The following is a 21,291-nucleotide window of genomic DNA, read 5'->3' on the forward strand; positions in this document are numbered from 1 at the left end:
TCTATTCACTGACCCATACCCCAAAAATAACGAGGAGATACTAAGATGAGTGTTCTGGACAACGAAAGCGGATCCTTCTATATTCTGACGAACGAGAAGCTGGAGAAGTCACTCTGGCCTGAATTCAAGACCGTGCCGGATGGATGGCGTTTGGCCTTCGGGCCAGGCACCAGAAGCGAGTGCTTGGCTTGGGTCGAAGAGGGTGCGTCAGTTGCTCAAAATGCCGATCGCTAGGAGCTCGATGACAGACCAGGTGCAAACCTTGAAGTTCGTAGATAGAGCTGGTGCTTACTACGCGGAAAGTCTGGGATTTCCACCCGTGGCGGGGCGGACGTTGGCTTACCTAGCGGTGTGCTCTCCGGCGGAACAGACGATCGCCGACCTTGCCGACGCCTTATTAGCAAGTCGAAGCGCAATCACCCAGGCCGTATCATTGCTCAGCGAGAGAGGGTTAGCTCGACGATTCCGTGGTCGCGGACAACGGGTGGACTTCGTCGTGGCCAATCTTGACATCCAGCAATTTACGAGGGATTTGGACGGCGAGTCTTACGCAGATCAAGCCAAGCTCCTTGAGCAAGCTGCCCTGCTCCTCGACGCTGACGGGTCAGAAAGGAAGCAGGCTCTTCATGAACTGAGCGAACTGTATCTCTTTCTCGCTGAGCGGCTACCAGAGTTGAAAGATGAATGGCTAGCAGTTCGAACGCGTTTGCGGGAGCGGGAGGGAGTCGCTGACACCGAACTCGACTCAACTGTGATTGCTGATTCTTCTTGATTGCTGCCATGGCAAACGTTCTTCTGTCCGCGAATCGATGTCGGGGAAAATCCTTCGATTGTCTTAGGTTGCTGTGAAAGAGCTGATGCCCGACGGGGTAGTCGTGCATGAAACCTTTGGAAATTTGGAGGGCCTTTTGTTCGCTGATGAGCGCGAATACGCGCAAGGTCTCGTCAGGAAGCGAAAGACCGAATTCGCGACCGGGAGAATTTGCGCGCGACGTGCACTTCAGGAACTGGGGATGGAACCTATACCGATTTTGAAGGGTGCTTGGGGCGCACCTCGTTGGCCTAAAGGTGTCGTTGGTAGTATCACTCATTGTCGAGGTTACCGAGCGGCAGCTGTCGGTGCGGTGGGCGAATTCATGTCTATCGGAATAGACGCGGAGCCAGCCGAAGCCCTTCCGGACGGGGTTCTGGAGCAAATTGCTACACCCAGCGAATCTTCTCGTCTCGAGCAAGTTCAGCAAGAACTCGGGAGGGTACCCGCAGACCGACTCCTCTTCTGCGTCAAGGAAGCGATCTACAAAGCATGGAGTCCGGTGGAAAACGTCTGGCTTGACTTCGGTCAGGCCGAGGTATGCATCTTGAGAGACGGAACCTTTGAAGCCCGGGTCGATCGAAGCCATTCGAAGGTCCAGAACTTTCCGGCGCAGGTCAAAGGTCAGTGGAAATCGACGAATAATCACGTCTACGCATCGTTGATCCTCTAAGGGGTGCTGACGGATGACCGGCTAGAGTTGTGGTTATTGCGCAACACTGGCGCCATTTTGCCGACGTAGTGGTGACTGGCCTGAGGGCCGTCTCTTATGCGTTGCGTTGCACCCGTATAACTCTTAGATCAACTCACGCGAGCGTCAGTCCTGAGTTGGCTCATTTCGTTAGTGCGTGAGTTTCGACTAGGCCTGTGCATGCTGTTTCTGGCGGCGGTTGCGGATCGGCTGAACCACCAGGGTTTGGGCCACCAGGATGAGCATAAAGATCAGCCCGACCCAGCCACCAATGGTGTAAATGGAATTGACCAAGGTCCGGAAATCGAAGAACAACGCAAACGTCATCGCCAAGGCTGCGAACACCAGCGTGAGCACGACCGCCCGCGGGGTGCGGTCCTCGGCGAACTGGTTCACGGTGGACCACAACAGGGGCACCGCGGTGGTGTAGACACCGAAAATAATCAGGATCGCGACAATAATCTGCGCCCAGGGGGCGATCAGTCCGGCAATCTCGAGCATGGGAATATCTTTATCCCACACCTGCGGCAGATTCGCCAGCAGGCCGGCGCCGGCCACAGCTGCCCCCAGGGCGAAGAGCACTCCGCCACTGGCTCCCGAGGCCACCGCGACCTTGCGTTGGGGTGACTCTGTTCCCACCGCGGTGACAAAGTTGACCAACACCAGCATGTTGTACGAGGCAAACAGCAACCCGGCAACCAGCCAATTACTCCCGGCGCGCACGGCCCCATACTCATTGGCCTCGAAATCGACGTCGGCGAGAAAGCGGGCGCTATCGGCAATACCTGAGGGGTTATGGGCGATCCCATAAATCCCCAACAGGATCGCGATGACCGCAATCACCGGGCCAATGTTGCCGACAATATCGACGGTGCGTCGCAACCCCATCAGCACCGTGGCCACCAGCAACACGGTCATGATCACACCCATCACGTGCGGGGACCAGCCGAAGGATTCGACGAACAGTGAGTCGGCGCCGGCGATCATAATGATCGTCACCGCGAACATGAACAACAACGCAAACCATTCAAAGGCCAAACCCAACCAGCGACCGGCAAAGAACTCGTAGACCTGTCCCGGGCGCGCAAAACGCTGGTGATAGCCGGCCCGGGCCAGCTGAGCGGCCACAAACCCCAAGATGACACACACCACGGCGCCGGTGCCAATAATGCCCCATAACCCGTGAAAGGCGAAGAACTGCAGAATCTCCTGGCCGGTGGCGAACCCGGAACCGATGACCACTGCGGTGATCGCCCCGGTATTGCGAACCCACGCGCCCCAGGCGAAACCGCCACCAGAATCGGTCGGGGGTCCCGAGGTTGCCGCGGTGCCAGGGGTGTTGGTCTGTGGGGTCTGAGAGGATCGGTGCTGGGCCATGCCAGTGCAGTCTAGCGCTTCGGATCGGCCACCACGCGCATATGCAGTCCCATCTCATCGGCGTTGACATGGAGTTTTTCGGCCACCCGGTCGATAAACGGCTGCATGAACACCTGGCCGAGTTGCCCGTAGAGGACACGCATGACCTGTTCACTGGTGTCACGAGTGGTGGAGGCGAACCCGCGCTCGCGTAATTCTTGGATCTGGGCGGTGGCAAGATCAGTGATGCGCTGGTACAGGTCATCGGAGACCTCCCGATCGCCCAGCAACATCACGTGCCGGAGGTAATTCACCCCGTGCGGGTTCTCCTGACACCAATCGCGGAGTCGCTGATCCAAAGTGGGGGCCACCGCTTGCGGATCATCTGGTTTGCGGTCTTCGGGAAGGTGCTCGTAGGCGATTGCATCCCGAATACCGAACACGATCTCATCTTCCACCGCTTCCTTCAGGAGCGCCTTGGTGCCGTAATGATGAGTAATCAACCCGACGGTCACCCCAGCCTGCGTCGAGATCGAGCGCATCGAGGTGGCAGCCGGGCCGTGTTGTGCGAACAATTCCAGAGCGGCCTGCAGGATGCGTTCTTTCGCCGTGGTTTCCGCTGAGTCGGTGAGCTGCATCCGGGTGTCGCCTCTTTCGGTAACGATGAAAATAATGCGTGCTAGATCACAGTAGAGTACTATGTGTGTGGCTAAATCCTAACGTGCCATGACGCGCGCCTTGAGGGCACGACGGGACTTTGTGTCCCGGTCAGCGCCAGGATGACACCCACCCGAAACTACAACGTACAAAAGTGCAGACGGAGTGCAGCGATGAAGCTAATGATCTTCGCCAAGTTCGTGCCCGACACCTATGGCAAGCGCGGGCTCGATCTCGAGACCGGCATGGTTGATCGTGTCTCAGAAGCCGTGATCGATGAGATCGATGAACGTGTCGCCGAGGCAGCCACCCAATTTAAGAACGACATTGGTGCCGATGACACCGAAATCATCGCCGTGACCATGGGCCCCGACGATGCCTCGCAGGCTCTGCGGAAGGTGCTGGCTATCGGTGCGGATCGGGCGGTGCACATCGTCGATGACGGATTGGCCGGGTCCGATTTGGTCCAAACCGCCCGCGTTTTGGCCGCCGTGGTGGAGCGTGAAGGAGCTGACCTGGTACTCACCGGGGCTGAGTCGACCGACGGTCAGGGCGGTATGCTCGCAGCCGCGATCGCCCAGCTGACCGGCCGGCCCGTGGCGCCTAGTTTGGATGAAGCCACCGCGACCGCCACCGGGATTTCCGGTGTCCAACGCGATGGCACCACCGAAACGACATTGAGCGTTCAGTACCCCGCCGTGGTCTCGCTGACCGAAAAGATTGCTGAGCCGCGGTTGCCGAACTTCAAGGCCATCCGTGCAGCGAAAAAGAAGCCACAGGAGCAGCTGTCGCTGGCTGACCTGGACCTGCAGGCCGGTCCCGAGGCCGCCTATGTGCGCTCGACGATGGTTAGCGCCGCCCAGCGTCCTGCGCGCACCGCCGGACCGAAGGTCCCCGCTGAGGATAATGCCGTCAAGCAACTTGTTGACTTCCTGGCCGAACGCCACGTGATCTAATCGGAGGCACCCCATGACGAACCCCAATAACCCCGTTGTCCTGGCCCTGATTGAGCTCACTGAGCAGGGCCAACCCGCTGAATCTGCCGCCGAGGTGCTCGGCGCAGCTGCTACAGTCGGCGCTCCCGTGGCTGTGGTAGCCACCGACAGCGAGCCTGCCGCCGAGGTGGTTTCGAGTCTTGGCGAGCTGGGTGCCACCCAAGTGCTGGCCTCCACCGGCGCCGGTTCCGGCTATGGTGAAGCCGAACTGACCGCCCTGGAGCGGGCCATCGACCAGTCTGGTGCCACCACCGTGGTACTGTCTCACACCATCACGGGTCGCAACACTGCCGGGCGACTGGCGATCTCGCGTCACGGTGCCCTGGCCTACGGCACGACCGGTCTGTACTGGGATGCCGAGGGTGAAGAAAACGTGGCCACCCACGCGGTGTTCGGTGGTGACTACAACGCCGAATCCACCGTGGAAGGTGGATTGATGATCGTGACGATTCGCCCTGGGTCGGTTTCCCACCGTGCTGACTCGGTGTCGAGTCCCGAACTGGTCACCTTATCTTCAGGTGAGACCACCTCGAAGTTCGCCAGCGTTGATGCCGTCCAGGTCGCCGAGCAGACCTCGACCCGCCCGGCGTTGACCAGTGCCGACATTGTGGTCTCCGGTGGTCGCGGCGTGGGATCGGCGGAAAACTTTGACCTGGTTAACCAGCTGGCCGATGCTCTCGGGGCTGGCGTGGGTGCCTCGCGTGCCGCGGTGGACTCTGGCTACGTGCCGCACTCCTACCAGGTGGGTCAGACCGGTGTCTCGGTCTCACCGACACTCTATGTGGCTCTGGGTATTTCCGGTGCGATCCAGCACCTGGCCGGTATGCAGACTGCCAAGACCATCGTGGCCATTAATAAGGACGAAGAGGCCCCCATTTTTGAAGTCGCCGATTTCGGCGTTGTGGGAGATCTCTTTGACGTGGTTCCCCAGCTGATCGAAGAACTGGGCAAACGCTAACCACTCATGCACCACCAGGAGGGGCATCAACGATGACGGAGCAGGACAACCTGCGTGGCGAGCCTTCGCGGCGTCGCATGGCCGGATGGACACCACTAACCGTGGAAAACCCCCACATTGTGCCGGCCACACGCGCACCGATAAACGCACCGGCTGACCAGCAGACTCCACCGGAGCCTGCTACAGCACAACCGACGGCCGCACAGCCTGCACCCCAGCCATCAGCCGATACCCCCGCGCGGCACGGCGGGGCCGGAACGTTCGAAGAAGTGACCGAGCCGGCCCCCCTGCCAGCGGGTCGACGTCGCATGACGGGCTGGACCCCGTTGAACTACCGGTTCGTTCCGGAGCACACCGGACAGGCGGTTACCAGTGCGGCACCCTCCACATCCCCTGCGTCTGCACCCGAGGCCGACGCAACCACGGCAGATGGTACCGCCACTGGGGTTACCACCACCGCCCAGGTGGTCGAGGTCGCTGCCGAAGAGCAGTCGATCCCTGCCGGTCGTCGTCGGATGGCTGGCTGGTCACCGCTGAAGTATCAGCGCGTGGCCAGTACCCCGCAGCCGGGTGAGACCACTGAGGGATCCGGTGCATCACAGCAACCTGCGGTAGCTCCTGCCACCGTAGCAACACACGACACCGCGACCGCTACCACCGCGGGCCCGACGACCAGCGCAACAGCAGGTCAGGGGCATGTGGAAGAAGTCTCTACCCCCGAAACCGCTCCGGAGGGTCGTCGCCGGATGGCCGGTTGGACCCCGCTGAAATACCGCTACGTTCCGGCACAGCCGGCCGAAGCGACCGCTGCGGAACCCGAGCAGACCGAGTCACCCGCTACCACCGAGCAATCCCCACCATCGCCGCAGGCATCAGCGCAGACCGAGCAGTCACCGGCCTCCTCGCCGACGGCGACGACCACACCCTCGGATACTCACCTCGCGGCCAATCAGGCGGCAGCCCAGCCCACCGCCGCTGCCGCCCAGCAACCGTCTGTCTCGCCGAGGCCGAAAGAGAAGAAACCGCTCTCGCCGTGGACCAAGCGCCTGCTCGGATTGGCCGGTGTCCTGGTTCTGGCCGTTGTGGTGGTCCTTTTCGCCCGCTGGCTTCGCAGCCTGGACCCGGTGGCCGAGTTTATCGCCACCTACGACGGACACTCCACTCAACCGGCGGATACCCCCGAAGGGTTCCCGTGGTGGATGAACTGGGCACACTTCTTCAACTTCTTCCTGATGGTGCTGATCGTGCGCACCGGTCTGTTGATCCGCACCGAACAGCGTCCCGAAGCCTACTGGCGAGCCAAGAAGAAGAGCCTGTTCTCACCGTTCAAGGACGAAGGACCCAAGGTCACCATCCACCAGTTCACTCACCAAGCCCTGGACCTGCTCTGGGTGCTCAACGGCGTGATTTTTGTGATCCTGCTCTTCGCCACCGGCCACTGGGCCCGCATTGTGCCCACCGACTGGGACATCTTCCCGAATATGGTCTCCGCCGGGATCCAATACGCCTCCCTGGACTGGCCGGCAGAAGATGCGTGGGCGCACTACAACGCACTGCAGGTCGTGGCCTACTTCATTGTGGTCTTCATTGCCTCCCCGATCGCGATCATCACCGGTCTGCGGATGTCGACCTGGTGGCCGAAGAATAACGCCACTCTGAACAAGATCTATCCCGCTCCCCTGGCCCGCAAGCTGCACTTCCCGACCATGATCTTCTTCGTGGCATTTGTGATCGTCCACGTCTTCTTGGTGTTTATGACCGGGGCGCTGACCAACCTGAACTATATGTTCACCGGTCGCGACACCAACGACGTCTGGGGGCTGCTGGTCTTCCTCCTCGCCCTGGCGGTCACGGTCGGTGCCACCTGGCTGATCAAGCCGATGATCATCTCCCCGGTGGCCCAAACCACCGGTACCGTTTCGTCGCGCTAAGAAAACCCCACACGGTGCCTGTGACACGTCTCTCATTTGGTACTGTATGACTGTATAGTCACACCACAAGTTAAGGAGAAGACTATGGAGTTTTCACAGCGTAGTTTTATCGTCACCGGCGGTGGTTCTGGGCTCGGTGCAGCCACCGCAGGGGCCCTCGCCTCCCGGGGCGCCCAGGTCATCCTGGCCGATTTGAAGGGTGAAGATGCTGAAAACCGCACCTTCGTGAAAACTGATGTCACCGACGAAGATCAGGTTCAAAGAGCCATCGAGGTCGCCCAGTCCACAGCACGGCTCTCCGGCCTGGTCAACTGCGCCGGGATCGCCATTGCCCAAAAAGCGGTGTCCAAAGGTCAGGCCACCCCGCTGGCCGACTTCGCCAAAGTCGTCAACATCAACCTGATCGGTACCTACAACACCACCCGGCTGTTCGCCGAGGCCATCCACACCCAGGAACCGGATGAGCGTGGTGAGCGCGGGTTGGTTGTCAACACCGCCTCCGTGGCAGCCTTCGACGGCCAGATCGGACAGCCGGCCTACGCGGCCTCCAAGGGTGGTGTCGCCTCCATGACGCTGCCACTGGCCCGCGAACTCGCCCGCCACGCCATCCGCGTGGTGACCATCGCTCCCGGGATCTTCAAGACCCCGATGATGGCCTCGCTACCCCAGGAAGCCCAGGACTCCTTGGCCAAAGCGATCCCGTTCCCGCAGCGTCTCGGTGAGCCCTCCGAGTACGCCCAATTGGTGCTGCACCTCTGGGAGAACCAGATCCTCAATGGTGAGGTCATCCGGCTGGATGGCGCCATTCGGATGCAGCCCTAACGACCCCACTTTGTCAGATCACCAGATAGCCACCCGGCATCGACCAAGCTGAGGAGAAAAGCATGTTATTAGATGACTACCGCCCCCGCTGGGCCACTGAAGAACACGACGATCTGCGCGATATGGCCCGCGAATTCTGCGAAAAAGAACTCGCCCCCAACGCGGAACGTTTCGCCGAACAGCACGAAGTCGACCGCGACCTGTGGAATAAAGCCGGCGACGCCGGCCTGCTGTGCCTGTCCATCCCCGAAGAGTATGGTGGCGGTGGCGGAGACTTCTCCCACGAAGCCGTGCTGATCGAAGAACAGGCCCGCGTGGCCGATAATGCCTGGGGTAACGTGATCCATTCGGTGATCTGCGCCCACTACATTCTGGAATACGGCACCGAGGACCAGAAGCAGCGCTGGTTGCCGAAACTGGCCACCGGTGAATTGGTCGCCGCGATCGGCATGACCGAGCCCACCACCGGATCCGATCTGCAGGCCATCCGCACCAAGGGTGTTCGCGACGGTGACGACTACGTGATCGATGGCTCCAAGACCTTCATCACCAACGGTTCCCAGGCCAACCTGATTATCATCGTCACCCGCACCAACGACCAACCCGGTCACAAGGGTATCTCGCTGGTCGTGGCTGAAACTGACGGACTCGAAGGCTTCTCGCGCGGTCGCGTACTGCAGAAGATCGGGACCCACGGACAGGACACCCGTGAATTGTTCTTCTCCCAGATGCGGGTTCCCGCCGCCAACATCCTCGGCGGTGAAGCCGGCGAAGGTAAGGGTTTCTACCAGCTGATGCAGCAGCTACCCCAGGAGCGTCTGGCCGTGGCCGTCACCGGCGCTGCTGCGTGTGAGGCCGCCGTGCGCACCACCATCGACTACACCAAAAACCGTCAGGTCTTCGGCAAGACCGTGATGGACATGCAGAACACCAAATTCGTCCTGGCCGAATGCGCCGGCGACACGCTGGCCGCCAAGTCCATGGTCGACTGGGCCATTGAAGAACACGTCGCCGGAAAACTCACCACCGAAGGGGCATCTGCGGCCAAGTTCTGGGCCACCGACATGCAGTGCAAGGTGGTTGACCGGTGCTTGCAACTGCACGGCGGTTACGGCTTCATGATGGAATACCCCATCGCCCGCATGTACGTTGATGCCCGGGTGCAGCCGATCTACGCCGGCACCAACGAGATCATGAAGGATCTGATCTCTCGCGGCTTCTAGCCCACCCCAGCTGGATTAGCCGAAGTTCGGCTCCCGCTTTTCCATCATGGCCTGCGCTCCCTCGATGAAGTCGGGGGAGCGCATGGCTGTTGCCTGCACGGCAATTTCATCGTCCAGGTGGGCGTCCAACCCCACCCCGGTATCTACCGATGCCACCAACAACCGCTTGGTCTGCTCCAAGGAATACCGCGATTTCTTCACCAGGATTTGAGCCAGCTGTTGTGCCCGGAACTGGGGGTCATCCACCAGTTCGGTGACCAGACCCCATTGGGCAGCATCGGCACCGGTAAACCACTCGCCACTCAATAAGATCTGTGCTGCCCGGGTGGGTCCCACCAGTCGTGGCAAGAACCACGAGAGCCCCAGATCTCCCCCGGAGAGACCCAGGTCCCCAAATGGTGCCCGGAACCTGGTCTGTGCGGTGGTGATTCGGAAATCACAGGCTCCAATCAGCGAAATTGCCCCACCGATCACCAGTCCGTTCACCGCAGCAATCACCGGCTGACGGGCGGCCCGGATCTCCACCGGAGTTTGATAAATCGCCCGCACCTGATCATCGTTGATCTGTGGTTCACCGTCATCAGAAAACGGCAGGGCCTTCAGGTTCAACCCGGAAGAAAAGGCATCGCCGGCTCCCTGAATGATGATCACCCGTACCTGTTCGTTGGTGCGTAGCTCGCGCACCGCCGCGGCGAAATCTGCAAAATCCTGCGGGCTAAGTGCATTCAACCGTTCCGGAGCATTCAGCGTAACGGTGCCGATGTTGCTGTCAATACTGGTCTCAATCATGTGCTTTATCCTAGTGATCCTTCGAACAACCGACCATGGTGGTCATAGATACCTGACGTCATGAATGAGCGTCATCTGTAATTCGGCTCACATGACATACTAAGCTGAGTGAGTCAGATCACCCTTTAATATGAGACTTAACACAACATAAGGAGTATCAATGACTGAACCAGTGGTCACCGGTTACCCCGCCACCATGATGAACGACTACCAGCTCAGCCTCACCACACTGCTGCGCCACGCTTGTCGCAGCTATGGTGATACCCCGGTGGTCTACCGCACGGCCGATGGCGGCTGGGATCGCACCACCTACGCGGCGGAATACACCCGCATCGTGAAGATTTCCTACGCTCTGCGCAAGCTAGGTGTCCGCGTGGGAGACCGGGTCGGCGTGATCGACTGGAACAACCTGCGACACTTCGAAATGTACTGGGCCCTACCGGCCCTGGGTGCCGTCCACGTTCAGATCAACCTGCGTCTTCCCGCCGAAGACATGCTCTACGTGCTGGACAACGCCGGGATGAAAGTTGTGTGTGTCGACGAAACCCTACTCCCGGTCGCCGAGGCGATTGCCCCGCAGGCCACCGGCGTGCAGACCTGGGTGATCATGACCGACAAACCCGCCGACCAGGTCCAGACCAGCCTGGAGAACGCTGTGTTCTACGAGGACATTCTGGCTGAAGCCCCGGTGGAAGAACACTGGCCGAATATGGACGAGAACTCGGCCTGTACCGCCTGCTACACCACCGGTACCACCGGTCGCCCCAAAGGCATCTTCTACTCCCACCGTTCCCAGGTGTTGCACACCTACGGTGTGGCCCAGGTGCTAGGAATCACCTCCGATGACTGCGTGATGCCCATTACCCCGATGTTCCACGTCTCCAGCTGGGGCTTTGTCTATATGGCGGTGCTGTCTGGAGCGAAACTCGTACTCCCGGGCCGGTATGCCATGGAAGAAACCCCGGAACTGGTGCGGGTGATCGTCGAGGAAAACGTCTCGGTCACCAACGGCGCCCCGGCTATCTTCTCCCCGATGCTGGAGGAGATCAAGAAAATGGATCCCGCCCCGGATTTGTCCCGGTTGCGCATGATTTCTGGCTCTTCCGAGCCGCCGCTGTCCATGATGCACGGATTTATCGAGCTGACCGGTGCCGAAGTCATCCACGGCTACGGTGCCTCCGAAACCTCCCCGGTGGTCGCCGTCAACCGTCTGAAAGGTACCCTGAAGGAAAAGCTGAGCGACGACGACAAGTTGCAACTGATGCGCAAACAAGGCCTGTTGCTTTCCGGCATCGACTTTGCCCTCTTTGACGGGGTCGGCTTCGAGGTCCCCTGGGACGGTACCTCGGCCGGCGAGATCTGCATGAAGGGCCCCTGGATCACCGGGACCTACCACAAGATGGCCGAAGAAGATTTGGCCGCCCGTTTCGTCAACGGCTACTGGCGCTCCGGCGACGTGGGCACCATCGACGAGAACGGCTACCTGAAAATCACCGACCGCATTAAAGACGTGATCAAATCCGGTGGCGAGTGGATCTCCTCGATCGATATGGAAAATGCGCTCACCGCTCACCCGAAGATCGCCCAAGCTGCCGTGGTCGGGTTGGAACACCCCAAATGGGAAGAGCGCCCCTTCGTGCTGGTGGTGGCTCGCGACGGTGAAGAGATCACCTTGGACGAAATTCACGAGCACCTGCTCCAGGACTTCGCCAAGTGGCAGTTGCCGGACTCCTTCCAGGTTGTTGATCACATCCCCGCCACCTCGGTCGGCAAGATCGACAAGAAGAAGATCCGCGCCGAGTACTCCGATACCTACCTGGCGTGACCTGGTCTCACCAGGGTTGATCTGCGCAAACCTAACCTCGCGGCTTGCGCGCTGTCGGTGGTGTGTGATCCCCCAGCTGCTGAAGCACCTGCCGGAGCGTATGCGCTACCGACAGCGCGGTCGTGATGGAGGTCTGCGGATTTTCCGGGCTCGGAGCCGACTCGAACGTGAACTGAAACCGCCCGGCGGCACCGGTGGCGATGATTTCATGCCGGGCATCGGTCAAACGTGGATTGGCCACCAGATTCAGCTCCACCCGATCCAGCGATTGTTGCATCAACCGCACGTTATCCTCCGGCGACGTGCCCAACCCCCGGGTGGCCCATGCCAACGCCACGCCCACATTCGTATTCCCCGGAAACGACTCTATTGCGCCTCGGGGGGAACCCGAAAACACCGTCAACGGTTCGTCGTCGTCCCCCACGTTTGCCAGCCGATCCTGTTGCTGGTCATCCATCCAGGGCTGAATCAAGCTTTCCGGCGGTTTCGATGTGGTAATTCCCACCCGGTCCAGCCCGTCGGCCTCGGCCAGTGACGACAACATATCCAGCCCGCCGATCGCACCGTGGGTTACCCACAACCGTCCCGGACCCGATAACAGCTGGGTGGCAATCTCTTCATCGACCAACGCACCCACACTGGTCAGCACCGCATCTTTACCGGCCGCAATCACCCCCGGTCCGTAGGTAGTGGCCGGTTCAACTCCGGCGGCCTCCACAATGATCTCAGCACTGTCCACCGCTGTTTCTAGACCCGGAGTATCAATCTGGACCAATTGCACGCCATCGGGTGCCGGACTGTCTTCATAGCGCGACAGATCCCGCACCGCCGCGGTGAGTCGGATTCGGTCCTTATCCAGTTCCGGGCGCAACAACCGTGCTAAATGGCGACCCACCGCACCAAAACCCAGAAAGACCACGTGGGTTGACGTTTCTGCAGGCATTTTTTCAGTCTAATCTCGTAGACTGACTCAGGCCATGCCCGGCTGGCAGACAACTCCCGCAGAAACAGTCCAGCGACCGTAGAGAACAGGACACCGTCCCGATGTCATCAGCCCCCGATGAGGCCACCGACCAGCAGACCGCGCCCTCCGGGCCCAGTTACCGCAAGACCTCCGTGCTCGGTAACGCCGTGCGCGGTGCGATGATGGGCACCGTCGAAACTGTCCCCGGCGTCTCCGCCGGTACCGTGGCCCTGGTGGTCGGCATCTACGACCAGATCATCGATTCCGCCTCGCATCTGATCACCGCCGTCCGCAAACTCATCACCGGCCCCGACCGAGCTGCTGCCTTCCGCTCCGAGATGGCAGCCGTGCATTGGAAAGTCGTCATTCCCGCCGTCATCGGCATGCTCGTGGCGGTATTGTTGATCGCCGGCCCCATGGTGAATCTGCTGGAAAACTACCCCGAACAAATGCGCGGACTGTTCTTCGGCATGGTGCTGGCCTCGATCGCCGTGCCCTTCCTGATGTTGCTCGATGGCTTCCGCTACCGTCGCCAACTGCTACGCTGGGCTGGCAAAGACCCTTCCCGCCAGCGCCTGCGCTACTACCACGTCCTCGCCGCGATCCTCGGCCTGATCGCCGCCTTCTGGCTGGTGTCCCTGCCCCAAGCCGACCTGGAGCCCACCCCCTGGATCATCATTCTCGCCGCCGCCGTCGCGATTTCGGCCCTCGTCTTACCCGGCCTGTCGGGCTCATTCATCCTGCTGACCTTCGGACTCTACGAGCCCACCCTGCGCGCCGTCGACGAACGCGACCTGGGCTATCTGGGAATCTTCCTGATCGGCCTGATCCTCGGCGGTATCGTGATCGTCAAAGCCCTGAAATGGTTGCTGGACCATCACCACGCACTCACCCTGGCGGTGTTGACCGGCGTGATGGCTGGCGCCCTGCGGAGCCTGTGGCCCTGGCAAGACGAAGCCGGATCACTACTCGGCCCCGATCCCAACACGCTGATGCCCGTCATCCTCTTGATGCTGGCCGGTGTTGCCATCGTGGTGGTCTTGATCATCGTCGACCGCCGAATGGCTCGTCGCGCCCAAGACAGCTAACGTCTGACCCATGCGCTCCGTCCGACCCCTGAACTGACGATCGCTACCTCCACAGCACGCCCCCACAGCCCTCTGGTTGTCCACAGTTGGATCGGGCCGACTGCCCCCGAATTCAGTGGCCCACTACGTTCGAGGGCATGACCATCCTGACTGATGCCGCCACCACCGCCACCCAACTGGCTCAGGCCCGCGAGCAATTCATGGCCGAATTCGTCGCGATGTGCGCCGATACCGCGCTCGCTTCACAACCCGCCCACGTGGCTACAGAAGCTGGCATGGTCGAGCTGCTCACCGAACTCGAACGTACCAAAAATGCGCTCACCGCTGCCGAAGTCCGGCTTACCTCCCGGCTTCATGACCAACGCCTCGCCCGCGAGAAAGCCGAAGGCGTCCCCGCCGACCGCCGTGGCGCCGGCCTCGCGGCCGAAATCGGCCTGGCCCGCCACCAGTCACCGACTCGAGGTCACCGTTTCCTGGATCTGGCGCGCACCCTGACGACCACCATGCCCCGGGCATTGGACGCCCTGACCGAGGGCCACATATCCGAAGACTCCTTGCAACGGATCAGTCGCGAACTCTCCGGCCTCACCCCCGACCACCAGCGGACCATCGATGCCGAACTGGCCGAGCACTACCCAACTCTCTCGGCGCAACGCCTGGCCCGCCAAGCTCGCGGCCACGCGCAACGACTCGATACTGATCGACAGGCCACTCAAGCCCGCGACGCCCGGCCGAAACGCTCCGTCACTCTCAAAGATGCCGGCCCCGGCATGTCCTATGTGATCGGTTACCTCCCCACCGAAGAAGCCACTGCGATCAAGGCCAGTCTCACCAAGGCCGCCCGTCGGATGATCGCCGACGCCGACAACCCCGATCCGCGCACGTTGAAACAGCTCGAAGCAGACTTGCTCGTCGAATACGCCACCGGCCAACGCACTGCGCCGGCAGTCTCAGCCCACGTCGGCGTGTTAATCACCGCCGATTCACTGTTTGGCCACGGCGATTCACCGGCCTGGATCTCCGGACAAGGCCCCCTGCCGGCCGACACTGCGCGCAAGTGGCTGAAAAACCCCGAGGCGAAGGCCTTCATCCGTCGTTTCTTTATCGACCCCGGCCACGGCGGCCTGATCGGCATGGAATCCACCGGCCGATCCTTCACACCCGGGCTCAAAACCCTGATCTCCTCGCGCGATGATGTTTGCCGCACCCCGTTCTGCGACAACCCGATCCAAGAATTTGATCACGCCACCCGGTATGCGGACGGCGGAGCGACCTCCTGGGAGAACGGGCAGGGGCTCTGTGCCAGCTGCAACCAGAACAAAGAAAAAATCGGCTGGAACTACACCGCCGACGCCGACGGGGTACGGGTTGAAACCCCCACTGGCCAGAGATACCACACTCCCACCACTCCCGTGATCCCTGGGCTCGTGGTCGGCAACGATCCTCCGGTACCCAATGCCCCGAATCTTGACGCGTCGGATCCCGACGAGGACACGCTGCCCTGGGACGCCGATGATGACCCGCCGGGTTTCGCCGACTCCGAAGGACCACCCCCGTTCTAGGGGTTTGCACGTTTTCATGTGTGCGTGTGCAAATTAATTGTGGATAGCTCTAGTAGCGATTTCTCATGACCAGTAGCGTGGAGTGATGTAGCTTACACAATCGTTTCGATGAAACTGGAGATGCGAACCGTGCCTAAACCATCACTTACACCGTCCACTGAACGTCGGCGACACCGTTTTGCCTCCGTGTTTTCGTGCAGTGGCTTGGTTTTGTTGGGGCTCGTCCTAGCTGGCTGTTCTTCCGACGATACTAACCACAATGCCTCAGCTCGGGATGCCACCGTACCGGACGAGGAGAATCAGACTGCAACTAGTCAAGATCCCTCTCCTACGGAATATATTCCCGCATCCGAGGACGGGCCGGCCCAAAATGTTCCGGTCCCGGAAAAACCGGAGGGTCTCAGTGAGCTGACTGAGGAGGGTATGAAGGCCGCCGCCCTGTATTGGTGGGACGCCTACAACTACATGTCGGAGTCGGGTGACACTGCACTCCTGGAGGAAATCTCCACTGAGTCTTGTGAGTACTGTCAAGGTCAGATGGATTCGTTGATACGCCATTATGAGGAAGGAGCTTGGTCGGACAACTCTGGTACGGAACCAGAGATCTACAACGTTCTGCATTTTGATCCGGATTCTGGTCAAGGCGAAGTTGACGTTTCTGTTACTCAGCACGAGAACCATACTTACGATTCAAACGGCGAAATTATTCCAGGCCGTGGCGTTGAGGATTATCAACGAACTGGTCACAAAATGGATCTGGCTTTTGATGAGTCCGAGGAGATATGGCAGATAGTCCAGATTTGGTACTACTCAGGTGGTGTAGCGGAATAATCTCATGAAGCGTTGTTTTCTTATAGTCCCGATTGTGACGTGTGCGGTCCTTTTGTTCACGAAGACCATGGCGTTCGCAGATGAGTCCTCGAGCATCGAATGGGGGACGAGTGCTTTGGCCGGAGAAGGAACTATTGAGGTGTCCGCCGAGCTGAACCAGCAGGGCAGCTCTTCTTCGACGCGTGCTCTCCCCTTAACAACAGCTCCGTCACACGACGCACCCTCGAGAGAAGTCTCTTCCGGTTCTAGCGCTGGTGGGGGCTCGAGCAGTGGGCCGTCTTCGAACAGTGGGGGATCTTCTGCGCATTCGTCTGAATACGCCCTTCGCCTTATCTGTTTCACGCACAAGCGGCTCGAGATACGGATTCCAGAATTTACTACGCCGAAGTGGTGTGACTCGTTGCTAAATCCCAGTACGCCTGTCTCGCAGCCTGCTCCAGTTGGTGGAGCGGGAGGAAATCAGCAGGTGGTCGTTCCTGACGTGACGATGTCAGAGGTAGCAACTATGGACGTCGAACCGGGTCAGATTTCTACTGATCGTGGTGGGTTCGGGTTGATCCGGGCGCATACCAATTTCTTTGTCGATTCCACCGAGACTCAAGTGTTTGAGGAACAGATGTTTGGTCGTTCGGTTCGCGTTGAAATGGAACCGTTCCGGTATGAATGGGATTACGGTGACGGGACCAGCCGGACGACTTCTGTGGGTGGTTACGCCACGGAGGTGTTTAATGACGAAACCCCGACCTCTCACGTTTACGATGACACCGGCCAGTTCCAGGTCAATCTCACGACTCACTATCGGGGAACCTACCAGGTGGAGGGGATGGCCAGTCGCCCTATCCCCGGGACTTTGGCCCTGGACGCTGATCCGGTCACTGCCGACATCTGGCGTGCCGAGACCCGCAACGTGTCCGGCCCGTGCGATGAAGCTCAAACGAACTGGGGTTGTTGAGCCTGCTCAGGAAGCCTCATGGGCGCGGTTCTATACTGGGCGGGTGGACACGACTCAAGAACAACCCGTCATCACTGTCAGTGCTGTGGTCTTGCGCGATGATCAGGATCGCGTTTGCCATGTGCGCAAAGTGGGGACTCAGGCGTTTATGTACCCGGGCGGTAAGCCCGAACACGGAGAAAGCGCTACCGAGACCGCCGTGCGGGAAGCCCGCGAAGAGTTGGGTCTTCAATTACGGGTCGAGGACCTGCACGATTGGGGTACATTCACCAGTGTTGCAGCCAACGAACCGAATACGGTGTTACGCTCGCGAGTCTTTACCGTCGACTACCAGATCTGGCAGGACCAGGACCTGCAACCTCACGCGGAAATCGAAGAGCTACGCTGGATCCCTATCGACGGTGACGATCTACGGCTTCCTCAAGGAACCTTTCTCGCGGACCTCGCCACAGAGATTCGAACCCGAATGCAACAGTCCGCTATCGGCTACCTCACTGAGACTTCTCGAGCCCAGTTGGGGAGGGCCGAGCCTATTTATAGGCCGGAATCCCGGTGAGCTGGTGGCCAATAATCAGCGTGTGTACTTCGTCGGTTCCCTCGTAGGTGCGAACCGATTCGAGATTATTGGCATGACGAAGCGGTGAGTAGTCGCCGGTAATGCCGTTGCCACCCAGAATGGTGCGACACTCACGGGCGATGTTGATCGCGCTACGGCAATTATCCATCTTCGCCACCGAGATCTGATGGTTCTCTAGGGTGCCGGCGTCTTTGGCTCGACCCAGTTGCAGGGCCAGCAACTGCCCTTTGACCAGATCGACGGTGAGATCGGCCAGTTTCTTCTGGGTGAGCTGGAACGAGGTCAGCGGGCGGCCAAACTGCAATCGTTCGGAGGCATAGTTTAATGCCACCTCCAGGCAGTCGCGCGCGGCCCCCATCGCGCCCCATGCAATGCCGTAGCGGGCTTCATTCAGGCAACTAAAGGGACCGCGCAAGCCGGGATTCTTGGGCAATATCGCATCGGCGGGCAGGGTGGCATTGTTCAGGTGGATCTCGCACTGCAACGAGGCGCGCATCGACAACTTTTGCTCGATCGGGATGGCCGTGAAGCCTTCGGTATCGGTGGGTACGATAAACCCGCGCACGACCTGGGCATCATCGGGCTTGTCGTAGTCCTCAGGAACCGCGCCGACCGTGCGTGCATCGGCCACCGAGGTTTTGGCCCAGACGATGCCCACCTGGGCGATGGAGGCCAAACCGATCCAGCGCTTGGCGCCGTTAAGCACCCACTGTCCGTCAACGAGTGTGGCCTGGGTGGTCATACTGGCTGGATCGGATCCGGCAGTGGGTTCGGTGAGACCGAAGAAACCCAGCGCTGCACCGCTTGCCATCTTGGGCAACCAATATTCTTTTTGTTGTTCGGAACCATTCTTAGAGATCGCCGACATCGCCAGGGATCCCTGAACCGAGACCACGGTGCGCAACCCCGAGTCGCCAGCTTCCATTTCCTGCATCGCCAGACCGTACTCCACCGCGGAACGCCCCGCGCAACCGTAGCCCTTCAAATGCATGCCGAATAGGCCCAGCTCCGCCATTTCGGGGATCAGTTCGATCGGCAAATGGGCTTGATCAAACCACATGGCGATCTGCGGACGCACCCGGCGATCCACAAACTCCGCGACTCGGTCACGGACCTCGAGTTCTTCAGTGCTCAGTAACGACTCGATGTTCATCAGGTCAGTGGGATGCTTGGGCATGAGCGCTCTTCCTCTTTTCACGACGGCCTCAGCTGGCAAGACAATGTATTCCACATCATAGTGACCCACACCCCACGGTGGGGGTTATAGCGAGGGGTTAATGCTTCTATACGCAGATGCGGGCCGATTATTGCGTGCCGGGAATTGCTCAACTGAGACTATGGGATGGCGCTGTTGGACAGCCGGGGTGATCAGTAGCGTAAGAGCCCAACGCATCTTCCACTGTGATCGTCGCCACCGGTAGGCTAAGCGGGAGATGTATCATCACCCATCGGCTCTTGCCGGCCAGCACCAGTTGGCACTGGTCAGCACCGATCAGAACTGATCAGAGTCGAGGAGAAACGACCGAAGCAGAACGAGGAGATAGTGCTCTGATGGTTGACGACCTGCTACAAAACATCCGTCGCATTGCCGTGATCGGGTCCGGGACCATGGGGTCGCAGATCTCGATGGCGTGCGCCCTGGCCGGATTCGAGACCACTGTGGTGGATATTGTGGATGAGGCCCTGGAGAAAGCTGAAGCGTCTTTGCGCTCGCGGATGGAACGCGACGTGTCCAAGGGCCGTCGCCAGCAGGCTGATGTTGATGCGGCGTTTGACCGGTTGAGCTTCTCGACGGATTCCGATCAGGTGGTCTCGGGCGCCGATGTGGTAATTGAAGCAGCCACCGAGAACCTGGAGATCAAGCGCAAACTGTTCGCCGGTTTTGATCAAGCGGCGCCGGAGCACACGATTCTGGCGACCAACTCCTCCACGATCGTCTCGTCTCAGGTTGCTGATGCCACCAACCGGGCCGATAAGGTGTGCAATTTCCACTTCTTCAACCCGGCGCTGGTGATGAAGGCCGTGGAAATTGTGCCCAACGACCAGACCTCCACCTACACCATCGACGTGATGTGCGCTGTGGCGCAGCGACTGGGCAAGCACGTGGTGCAACTGCACCGTGAGATCCCCGGGTTCGTGGCCAACCGGCTCATGAATGCCCTGCGCGATGAGGCGCTGAATCTTTACCAGGCCGGTATTGCCAGCTATGAAGACATCGATGTGGCCGCCCGGGATGCTCTGGGCCACCCGATGGGGCCATTCGAGCTGATGGATCTGGTGGGGATCGATGTTTCCTACTTCATCGATATGGCCGAATACGACCAAACCGGGGAGGACGCAGCGCTACCGCACCCGGTGCTGAAAGAAAAATACGAAACCGGTGACTACGGCCGGAAAACCGGTCGTGGTTGGTACAACTACGAGAACTAACAGCCCCGGCACGGGCATCCAGAAGGAGTTTAGCCATGATGGAATCACCGACCGATCAGCTGATCACTGAGCGCCGCGATCAGGTGCTGATCATTACCCTGAACCGGCCCAAGGCGAAAAATGCCGCGACCAATGAAATGTCGGAAGCCATGGTGGCGATCCTGGACGATTTTGATCGGGACGACTCTTTGGCGGTAGCGATCCTGACTGGCGCCGAACAGACCTTTTGTGCCGGAATGGATCTGAAGGCCTTCGCGGAAAAGGGCGAGCGCCCGTTTGTGGAAGGTAAAGGGTTTTTGGGGATCGCCGAGAACTTCGTGTCCAAACCGGTGATTGCCGCGGTGGAAGGATACGCGCTGGCTGGTGGCTTTGAGACCATGCTGGCCTGTGACCTGGTGGTGGCCTCCGAAACCGCGACGTTCGGACTCCCCGAGGTCAAGCGCGGGTTAATCGCTGCCGGGGGTGGTGTGGTGCGACTGCCGCGGCGCACACACCGGGCCGTGGCGTTGCACATGGTGCTGACCGGTGATCTTTTCCCCGCTGAGTTTGTGTACCGGCACGGACTAGTCAACGAGCTGGTGCCGGAAGGCACGGCGTTGGACGCCGCCCTAGAGATGGCCCAGAAGATCGCGGCCAATGGCCCGCTGGCAGTGCGGGTGTCCAAACAGGTGGTGGTGGAATCTGCCTCCTGGACGGAGGATGAGATGATGCAGCGTCAGCGGGTGCTCACTGAACCGGTCGGGGAGTCCGAGGACGCACTGGAGGGATCCCGTGCTTTTGCGGAGAAACGTGCTCCGCAGTGGAAAGGACGGTAACGCCCAAAACGAGC

At 60.0% G+C, this 21,291-nt stretch carries 21 protein-coding genes; 16 read left to right on the forward strand and 5 right to left on the reverse strand.

What is annotated here, in order from left to right; genetic code table 11:
* Window positions 1-45 precede the first annotated feature (45 nt).
* The 3 genes from QDX22_RS08705 to QDX22_RS08715 all read left to right on the forward strand — a co-directional run bounded on the left by QDX22_RS08705 (window position 46) and on the right by QDX22_RS08715 (window position 1,484).
* Entirely contained in the window at window positions 46-234 is a 189-nt protein-coding gene (locus QDX22_RS08705; RefSeq protein ID WP_136090057.1) for an MbtH family protein, read from the forward strand.
* Between the two features lie 7 nt (window positions 235-241).
* Window positions 242-772 (forward strand): GbsR/MarR family transcriptional regulator, encoded by a 531-nt coding sequence (locus QDX22_RS08710; protein ID WP_180342680.1) that lies wholly within the window; start codon window positions 242-244, stop codon window positions 770-772.
* 73 nt (window positions 773-845) lie between these two features.
* Entirely contained in the window at window positions 846-1,484 is a 639-nt protein-coding gene (locus QDX22_RS08715; RefSeq protein WP_279672671.1) for a 4'-phosphopantetheinyl transferase family protein, read from the forward strand.
* Between the two features lie 186 nt (window positions 1,485-1,670).
* On the opposite strand, the gene QDX22_RS08720 is transcribed toward QDX22_RS08715, so the two are convergent.
* Complete coding sequence (locus QDX22_RS08720; protein WP_279717758.1) at window positions 1,671-2,879, reverse strand: YkvI family membrane protein; 1,209 nt, start codon at window positions 2,877-2,879, stop codon at window positions 1,671-1,673.
* An 11-nt stretch (window positions 2,880-2,890) separates the two neighbouring features.
* Window positions 2,891-3,496 carry a TetR/AcrR family transcriptional regulator gene (locus tag QDX22_RS08725; protein WP_279672673.1) on the reverse strand — a complete coding sequence of 202 codons (606 nt, stop codon included), beginning with the start codon at window positions 3,494-3,496 and terminating at the stop codon, window positions 2,891-2,893.
* Between the two features lie 192 nt (window positions 3,497-3,688).
* Here QDX22_RS08725 and QDX22_RS08730 point away from each other — a divergent pair, with 192 nt between their 5' ends.
* The 5 genes from QDX22_RS08730 to QDX22_RS08750 all read left to right on the forward strand — a co-directional run bounded on the left by QDX22_RS08730 (window position 3,689) and on the right by QDX22_RS08750 (window position 9,444).
* Window positions 3,689-4,471: an electron transfer flavoprotein subunit beta/FixA family protein gene (locus QDX22_RS08730; RefSeq protein ID WP_110110686.1), complete on the forward strand. Its 783-nt coding sequence runs from the start codon at window positions 3,689-3,691 to the stop codon at window positions 4,469-4,471.
* A gap of 13 nt (window positions 4,472-4,484) precedes the next feature.
* The gene (locus QDX22_RS08735; protein WP_279672674.1) at window positions 4,485-5,468 is read left to right on the forward strand and encodes an electron transfer flavoprotein subunit alpha/FixB family protein; all 984 of its coding nucleotides are present in this window, start codon (window positions 4,485-4,487) and stop codon (window positions 5,466-5,468) included.
* Window positions 5,469-5,500: 32 nt separating this feature from the next.
* On the forward strand, window positions 5,501-7,399 hold the full coding sequence (locus QDX22_RS08740) for a cytochrome b/b6 domain-containing protein (RefSeq protein ID WP_279672675.1): 1,899 nt from the start codon (window positions 5,501-5,503) through the stop codon (window positions 7,397-7,399).
* 84 nt (window positions 7,400-7,483) lie between these two features.
* Window positions 7,484-8,221: an SDR family NAD(P)-dependent oxidoreductase gene (locus tag QDX22_RS08745; RefSeq protein ID WP_110110688.1), complete on the forward strand. Its 738-nt coding sequence runs from the start codon at window positions 7,484-7,486 to the stop codon at window positions 8,219-8,221.
* A gap of 62 nt (window positions 8,222-8,283) precedes the next feature.
* Window positions 8,284-9,444: an acyl-CoA dehydrogenase family protein gene (locus QDX22_RS08750; protein ID WP_110100888.1), complete on the forward strand. Its 1,161-nt coding sequence runs from the start codon at window positions 8,284-8,286 to the stop codon at window positions 9,442-9,444.
* 15 nt (window positions 9,445-9,459) lie between these two features.
* Here QDX22_RS08750 and QDX22_RS08755 read toward each other — a convergent pair whose 3' ends face one another.
* Complete coding sequence (locus QDX22_RS08755) at window positions 9,460-10,233, reverse strand: enoyl-CoA hydratase/isomerase family protein (RefSeq protein WP_110100887.1); 774 nt, start codon at window positions 10,231-10,233, stop codon at window positions 9,460-9,462.
* 160 nt (window positions 10,234-10,393) lie between these two features.
* On the opposite strand from QDX22_RS08755, the gene QDX22_RS08760 reads away from it, so the two are divergent.
* A complete protein-coding gene (locus tag QDX22_RS08760) occupies window positions 10,394-12,058 on the forward strand; it encodes a long-chain-fatty-acid--CoA ligase (RefSeq protein ID WP_110100886.1) in 1,665 nt (554 codons plus the stop codon).
* A gap of 31 nt (window positions 12,059-12,089) precedes the next feature.
* Here the strand turns inward: QDX22_RS08760 and QDX22_RS08765 are convergent, their stop codons facing one another.
* Window positions 12,090-13,001, reverse strand: coding sequence for an aspartate dehydrogenase domain-containing protein (locus QDX22_RS08765; RefSeq protein ID WP_122548988.1), 912 nt, complete (start codon window positions 12,999-13,001; stop codon window positions 12,090-12,092).
* Window positions 13,002-13,102: 101 nt separating this feature from the next.
* On the opposite strand from QDX22_RS08765, the gene QDX22_RS08770 reads away from it, so the two are divergent.
* The 5 genes from QDX22_RS08770 to QDX22_RS08790 all read left to right on the forward strand — a co-directional run bounded on the left by QDX22_RS08770 (window position 13,103) and on the right by QDX22_RS08790 (window position 18,011).
* The gene (locus QDX22_RS08770; protein ID WP_279717760.1) at window positions 13,103-14,110 is read left to right on the forward strand and encodes a DUF368 domain-containing protein; all 1,008 of its coding nucleotides are present in this window, start codon (window positions 13,103-13,105) and stop codon (window positions 14,108-14,110) included.
* 137 nt (window positions 14,111-14,247) lie between these two features.
* Window positions 14,248-15,672, forward strand: coding sequence for an HNH endonuclease (locus QDX22_RS08775; RefSeq protein WP_279717762.1), 1,425 nt, complete (start codon window positions 14,248-14,250; stop codon window positions 15,670-15,672).
* Between the two features lie 120 nt (window positions 15,673-15,792).
* Window positions 15,793-16,503 carry a DUF6318 family protein gene (locus QDX22_RS08780; protein WP_279723947.1) on the forward strand — a complete coding sequence of 237 codons (711 nt, stop codon included), beginning with the start codon at window positions 15,793-15,795 and terminating at the stop codon, window positions 16,501-16,503.
* A gap of 466 nt (window positions 16,504-16,969) precedes the next feature.
* A complete protein-coding gene (locus tag QDX22_RS08785) occupies window positions 16,970-17,455 on the forward strand; it encodes a hypothetical protein (protein ID WP_279672678.1) in 486 nt (161 codons plus the stop codon).
* A 43-nt stretch (window positions 17,456-17,498) separates the two neighbouring features.
* On the forward strand, window positions 17,499-18,011 hold the full coding sequence (locus tag QDX22_RS08790) for an NUDIX hydrolase (protein WP_279672679.1): 513 nt from the start codon (window positions 17,499-17,501) through the stop codon (window positions 18,009-18,011).
* Here QDX22_RS08790 and QDX22_RS08795 read toward each other — a convergent pair.
* Complete coding sequence (locus QDX22_RS08795) at window positions 17,986-19,209, reverse strand: acyl-CoA dehydrogenase family protein (protein ID WP_279672680.1); 1,224 nt, start codon at window positions 19,207-19,209, stop codon at window positions 17,986-17,988. The two genes, QDX22_RS08790 and QDX22_RS08795, sit on opposite strands and share 26 nt — an antisense overlap.
* A gap of 374 nt (window positions 19,210-19,583) precedes the next feature.
* Between QDX22_RS08795 and QDX22_RS08800 the strand changes: the two genes are divergently transcribed.
* Together QDX22_RS08800 and QDX22_RS08805 are read left to right on the forward strand one after the other, a co-directional pair.
* Window positions 19,584-20,462, forward strand: a complete 879-nt coding sequence (locus tag QDX22_RS08800; RefSeq protein WP_110110906.1) for a 3-hydroxyacyl-CoA dehydrogenase family protein — start codon at window positions 19,584-19,586, stop codon at window positions 20,460-20,462.
* Between the two features lie 35 nt (window positions 20,463-20,497).
* Window positions 20,498-21,277, forward strand: a complete 780-nt coding sequence (locus QDX22_RS08805) for a crotonase/enoyl-CoA hydratase family protein (protein ID WP_110100878.1) — start codon at window positions 20,498-20,500, stop codon at window positions 21,275-21,277.
* Window positions 21,278-21,291 lie beyond the last annotated feature (14 nt).

Source organism: Auritidibacter ignavus (assembly GCF_029853775.1).
In the GTDB taxonomy this organism is placed as follows: domain Bacteria; phylum Actinomycetota; class Actinomycetes; order Actinomycetales; family Micrococcaceae; genus Auritidibacter; species Auritidibacter ignavus.

Excerpts from the sequence above, each read along its gene's own strand:
- QDX22_RS08725 (WP_279672673.1), bottom strand. The coding sequence starts at position 3,496 with ATGCAGCTCACCGACTCAGCGGAAACCACGGCGAAAGAACGCATCCTG.
- QDX22_RS08765 (WP_122548988.1), bottom strand. The coding sequence starts at position 13,001 with ATGCCTGCAGAAACGTCAACCCACGTGGTCTTTCTGGGTTTTGGTGCG.
- QDX22_RS08730 (WP_110110686.1), top strand. The coding sequence starts at position 3,689 with ATGAAGCTAATGATCTTCGCCAAGTTCGTGCCCGACACCTATGGCAAG.
- QDX22_RS08780 (WP_279723947.1), top strand. The coding sequence starts at position 15,793 with ATGCGAACCGTGCCTAAACCATCACTTACACCGTCCACTGAACGTCGG.
- QDX22_RS08770 (WP_279717760.1), top strand. The coding sequence starts at position 13,103 with ATGTCATCAGCCCCCGATGAGGCCACCGACCAGCAGACCGCGCCCTCC.
- QDX22_RS08805 (WP_110100878.1), top strand. The coding sequence starts at position 20,498 with ATGATGGAATCACCGACCGATCAGCTGATCACTGAGCGCCGCGATCAG.
- QDX22_RS08740 (WP_279672675.1), top strand. The coding sequence starts at position 5,501 with ATGACGGAGCAGGACAACCTGCGTGGCGAGCCTTCGCGGCGTCGCATG.
- QDX22_RS08750 (WP_110100888.1), top strand. The coding sequence starts at position 8,284 with ATGTTATTAGATGACTACCGCCCCCGCTGGGCCACTGAAGAACACGAC.
- QDX22_RS08760 (WP_110100886.1), top strand. The coding sequence starts at position 10,394 with ATGACTGAACCAGTGGTCACCGGTTACCCCGCCACCATGATGAACGAC.
- QDX22_RS08795 (WP_279672680.1), bottom strand. The coding sequence starts at position 19,209 with ATGCCCAAGCATCCCACTGACCTGATGAACATCGAGTCGTTACTGAGC.
- QDX22_RS08745 (WP_110110688.1), top strand. The coding sequence starts at position 7,484 with ATGGAGTTTTCACAGCGTAGTTTTATCGTCACCGGCGGTGGTTCTGGG.
- QDX22_RS08800 (WP_110110906.1), top strand. The coding sequence starts at position 19,584 with ATGGTTGACGACCTGCTACAAAACATCCGTCGCATTGCCGTGATCGGG.
- QDX22_RS08720 (WP_279717758.1), bottom strand. The coding sequence starts at position 2,879 with ATGGCCCAGCACCGATCCTCTCAGACCCCACAGACCAACACCCCTGGC.
- QDX22_RS08710 (WP_180342680.1), top strand. The coding sequence starts at position 242 with ATGACAGACCAGGTGCAAACCTTGAAGTTCGTAGATAGAGCTGGTGCT.
- QDX22_RS08705 (WP_136090057.1), top strand. The coding sequence starts at position 46 with ATGAGTGTTCTGGACAACGAAAGCGGATCCTTCTATATTCTGACGAAC.
- QDX22_RS08755 (WP_110100887.1), bottom strand. The coding sequence starts at position 10,233 with ATGATTGAGACCAGTATTGACAGCAACATCGGCACCGTTACGCTGAAT.
- QDX22_RS08775 (WP_279717762.1), top strand. The coding sequence starts at position 14,248 with ATGACCATCCTGACTGATGCCGCCACCACCGCCACCCAACTGGCTCAG.
- QDX22_RS08735 (WP_279672674.1), top strand. The coding sequence starts at position 4,485 with ATGACGAACCCCAATAACCCCGTTGTCCTGGCCCTGATTGAGCTCACT.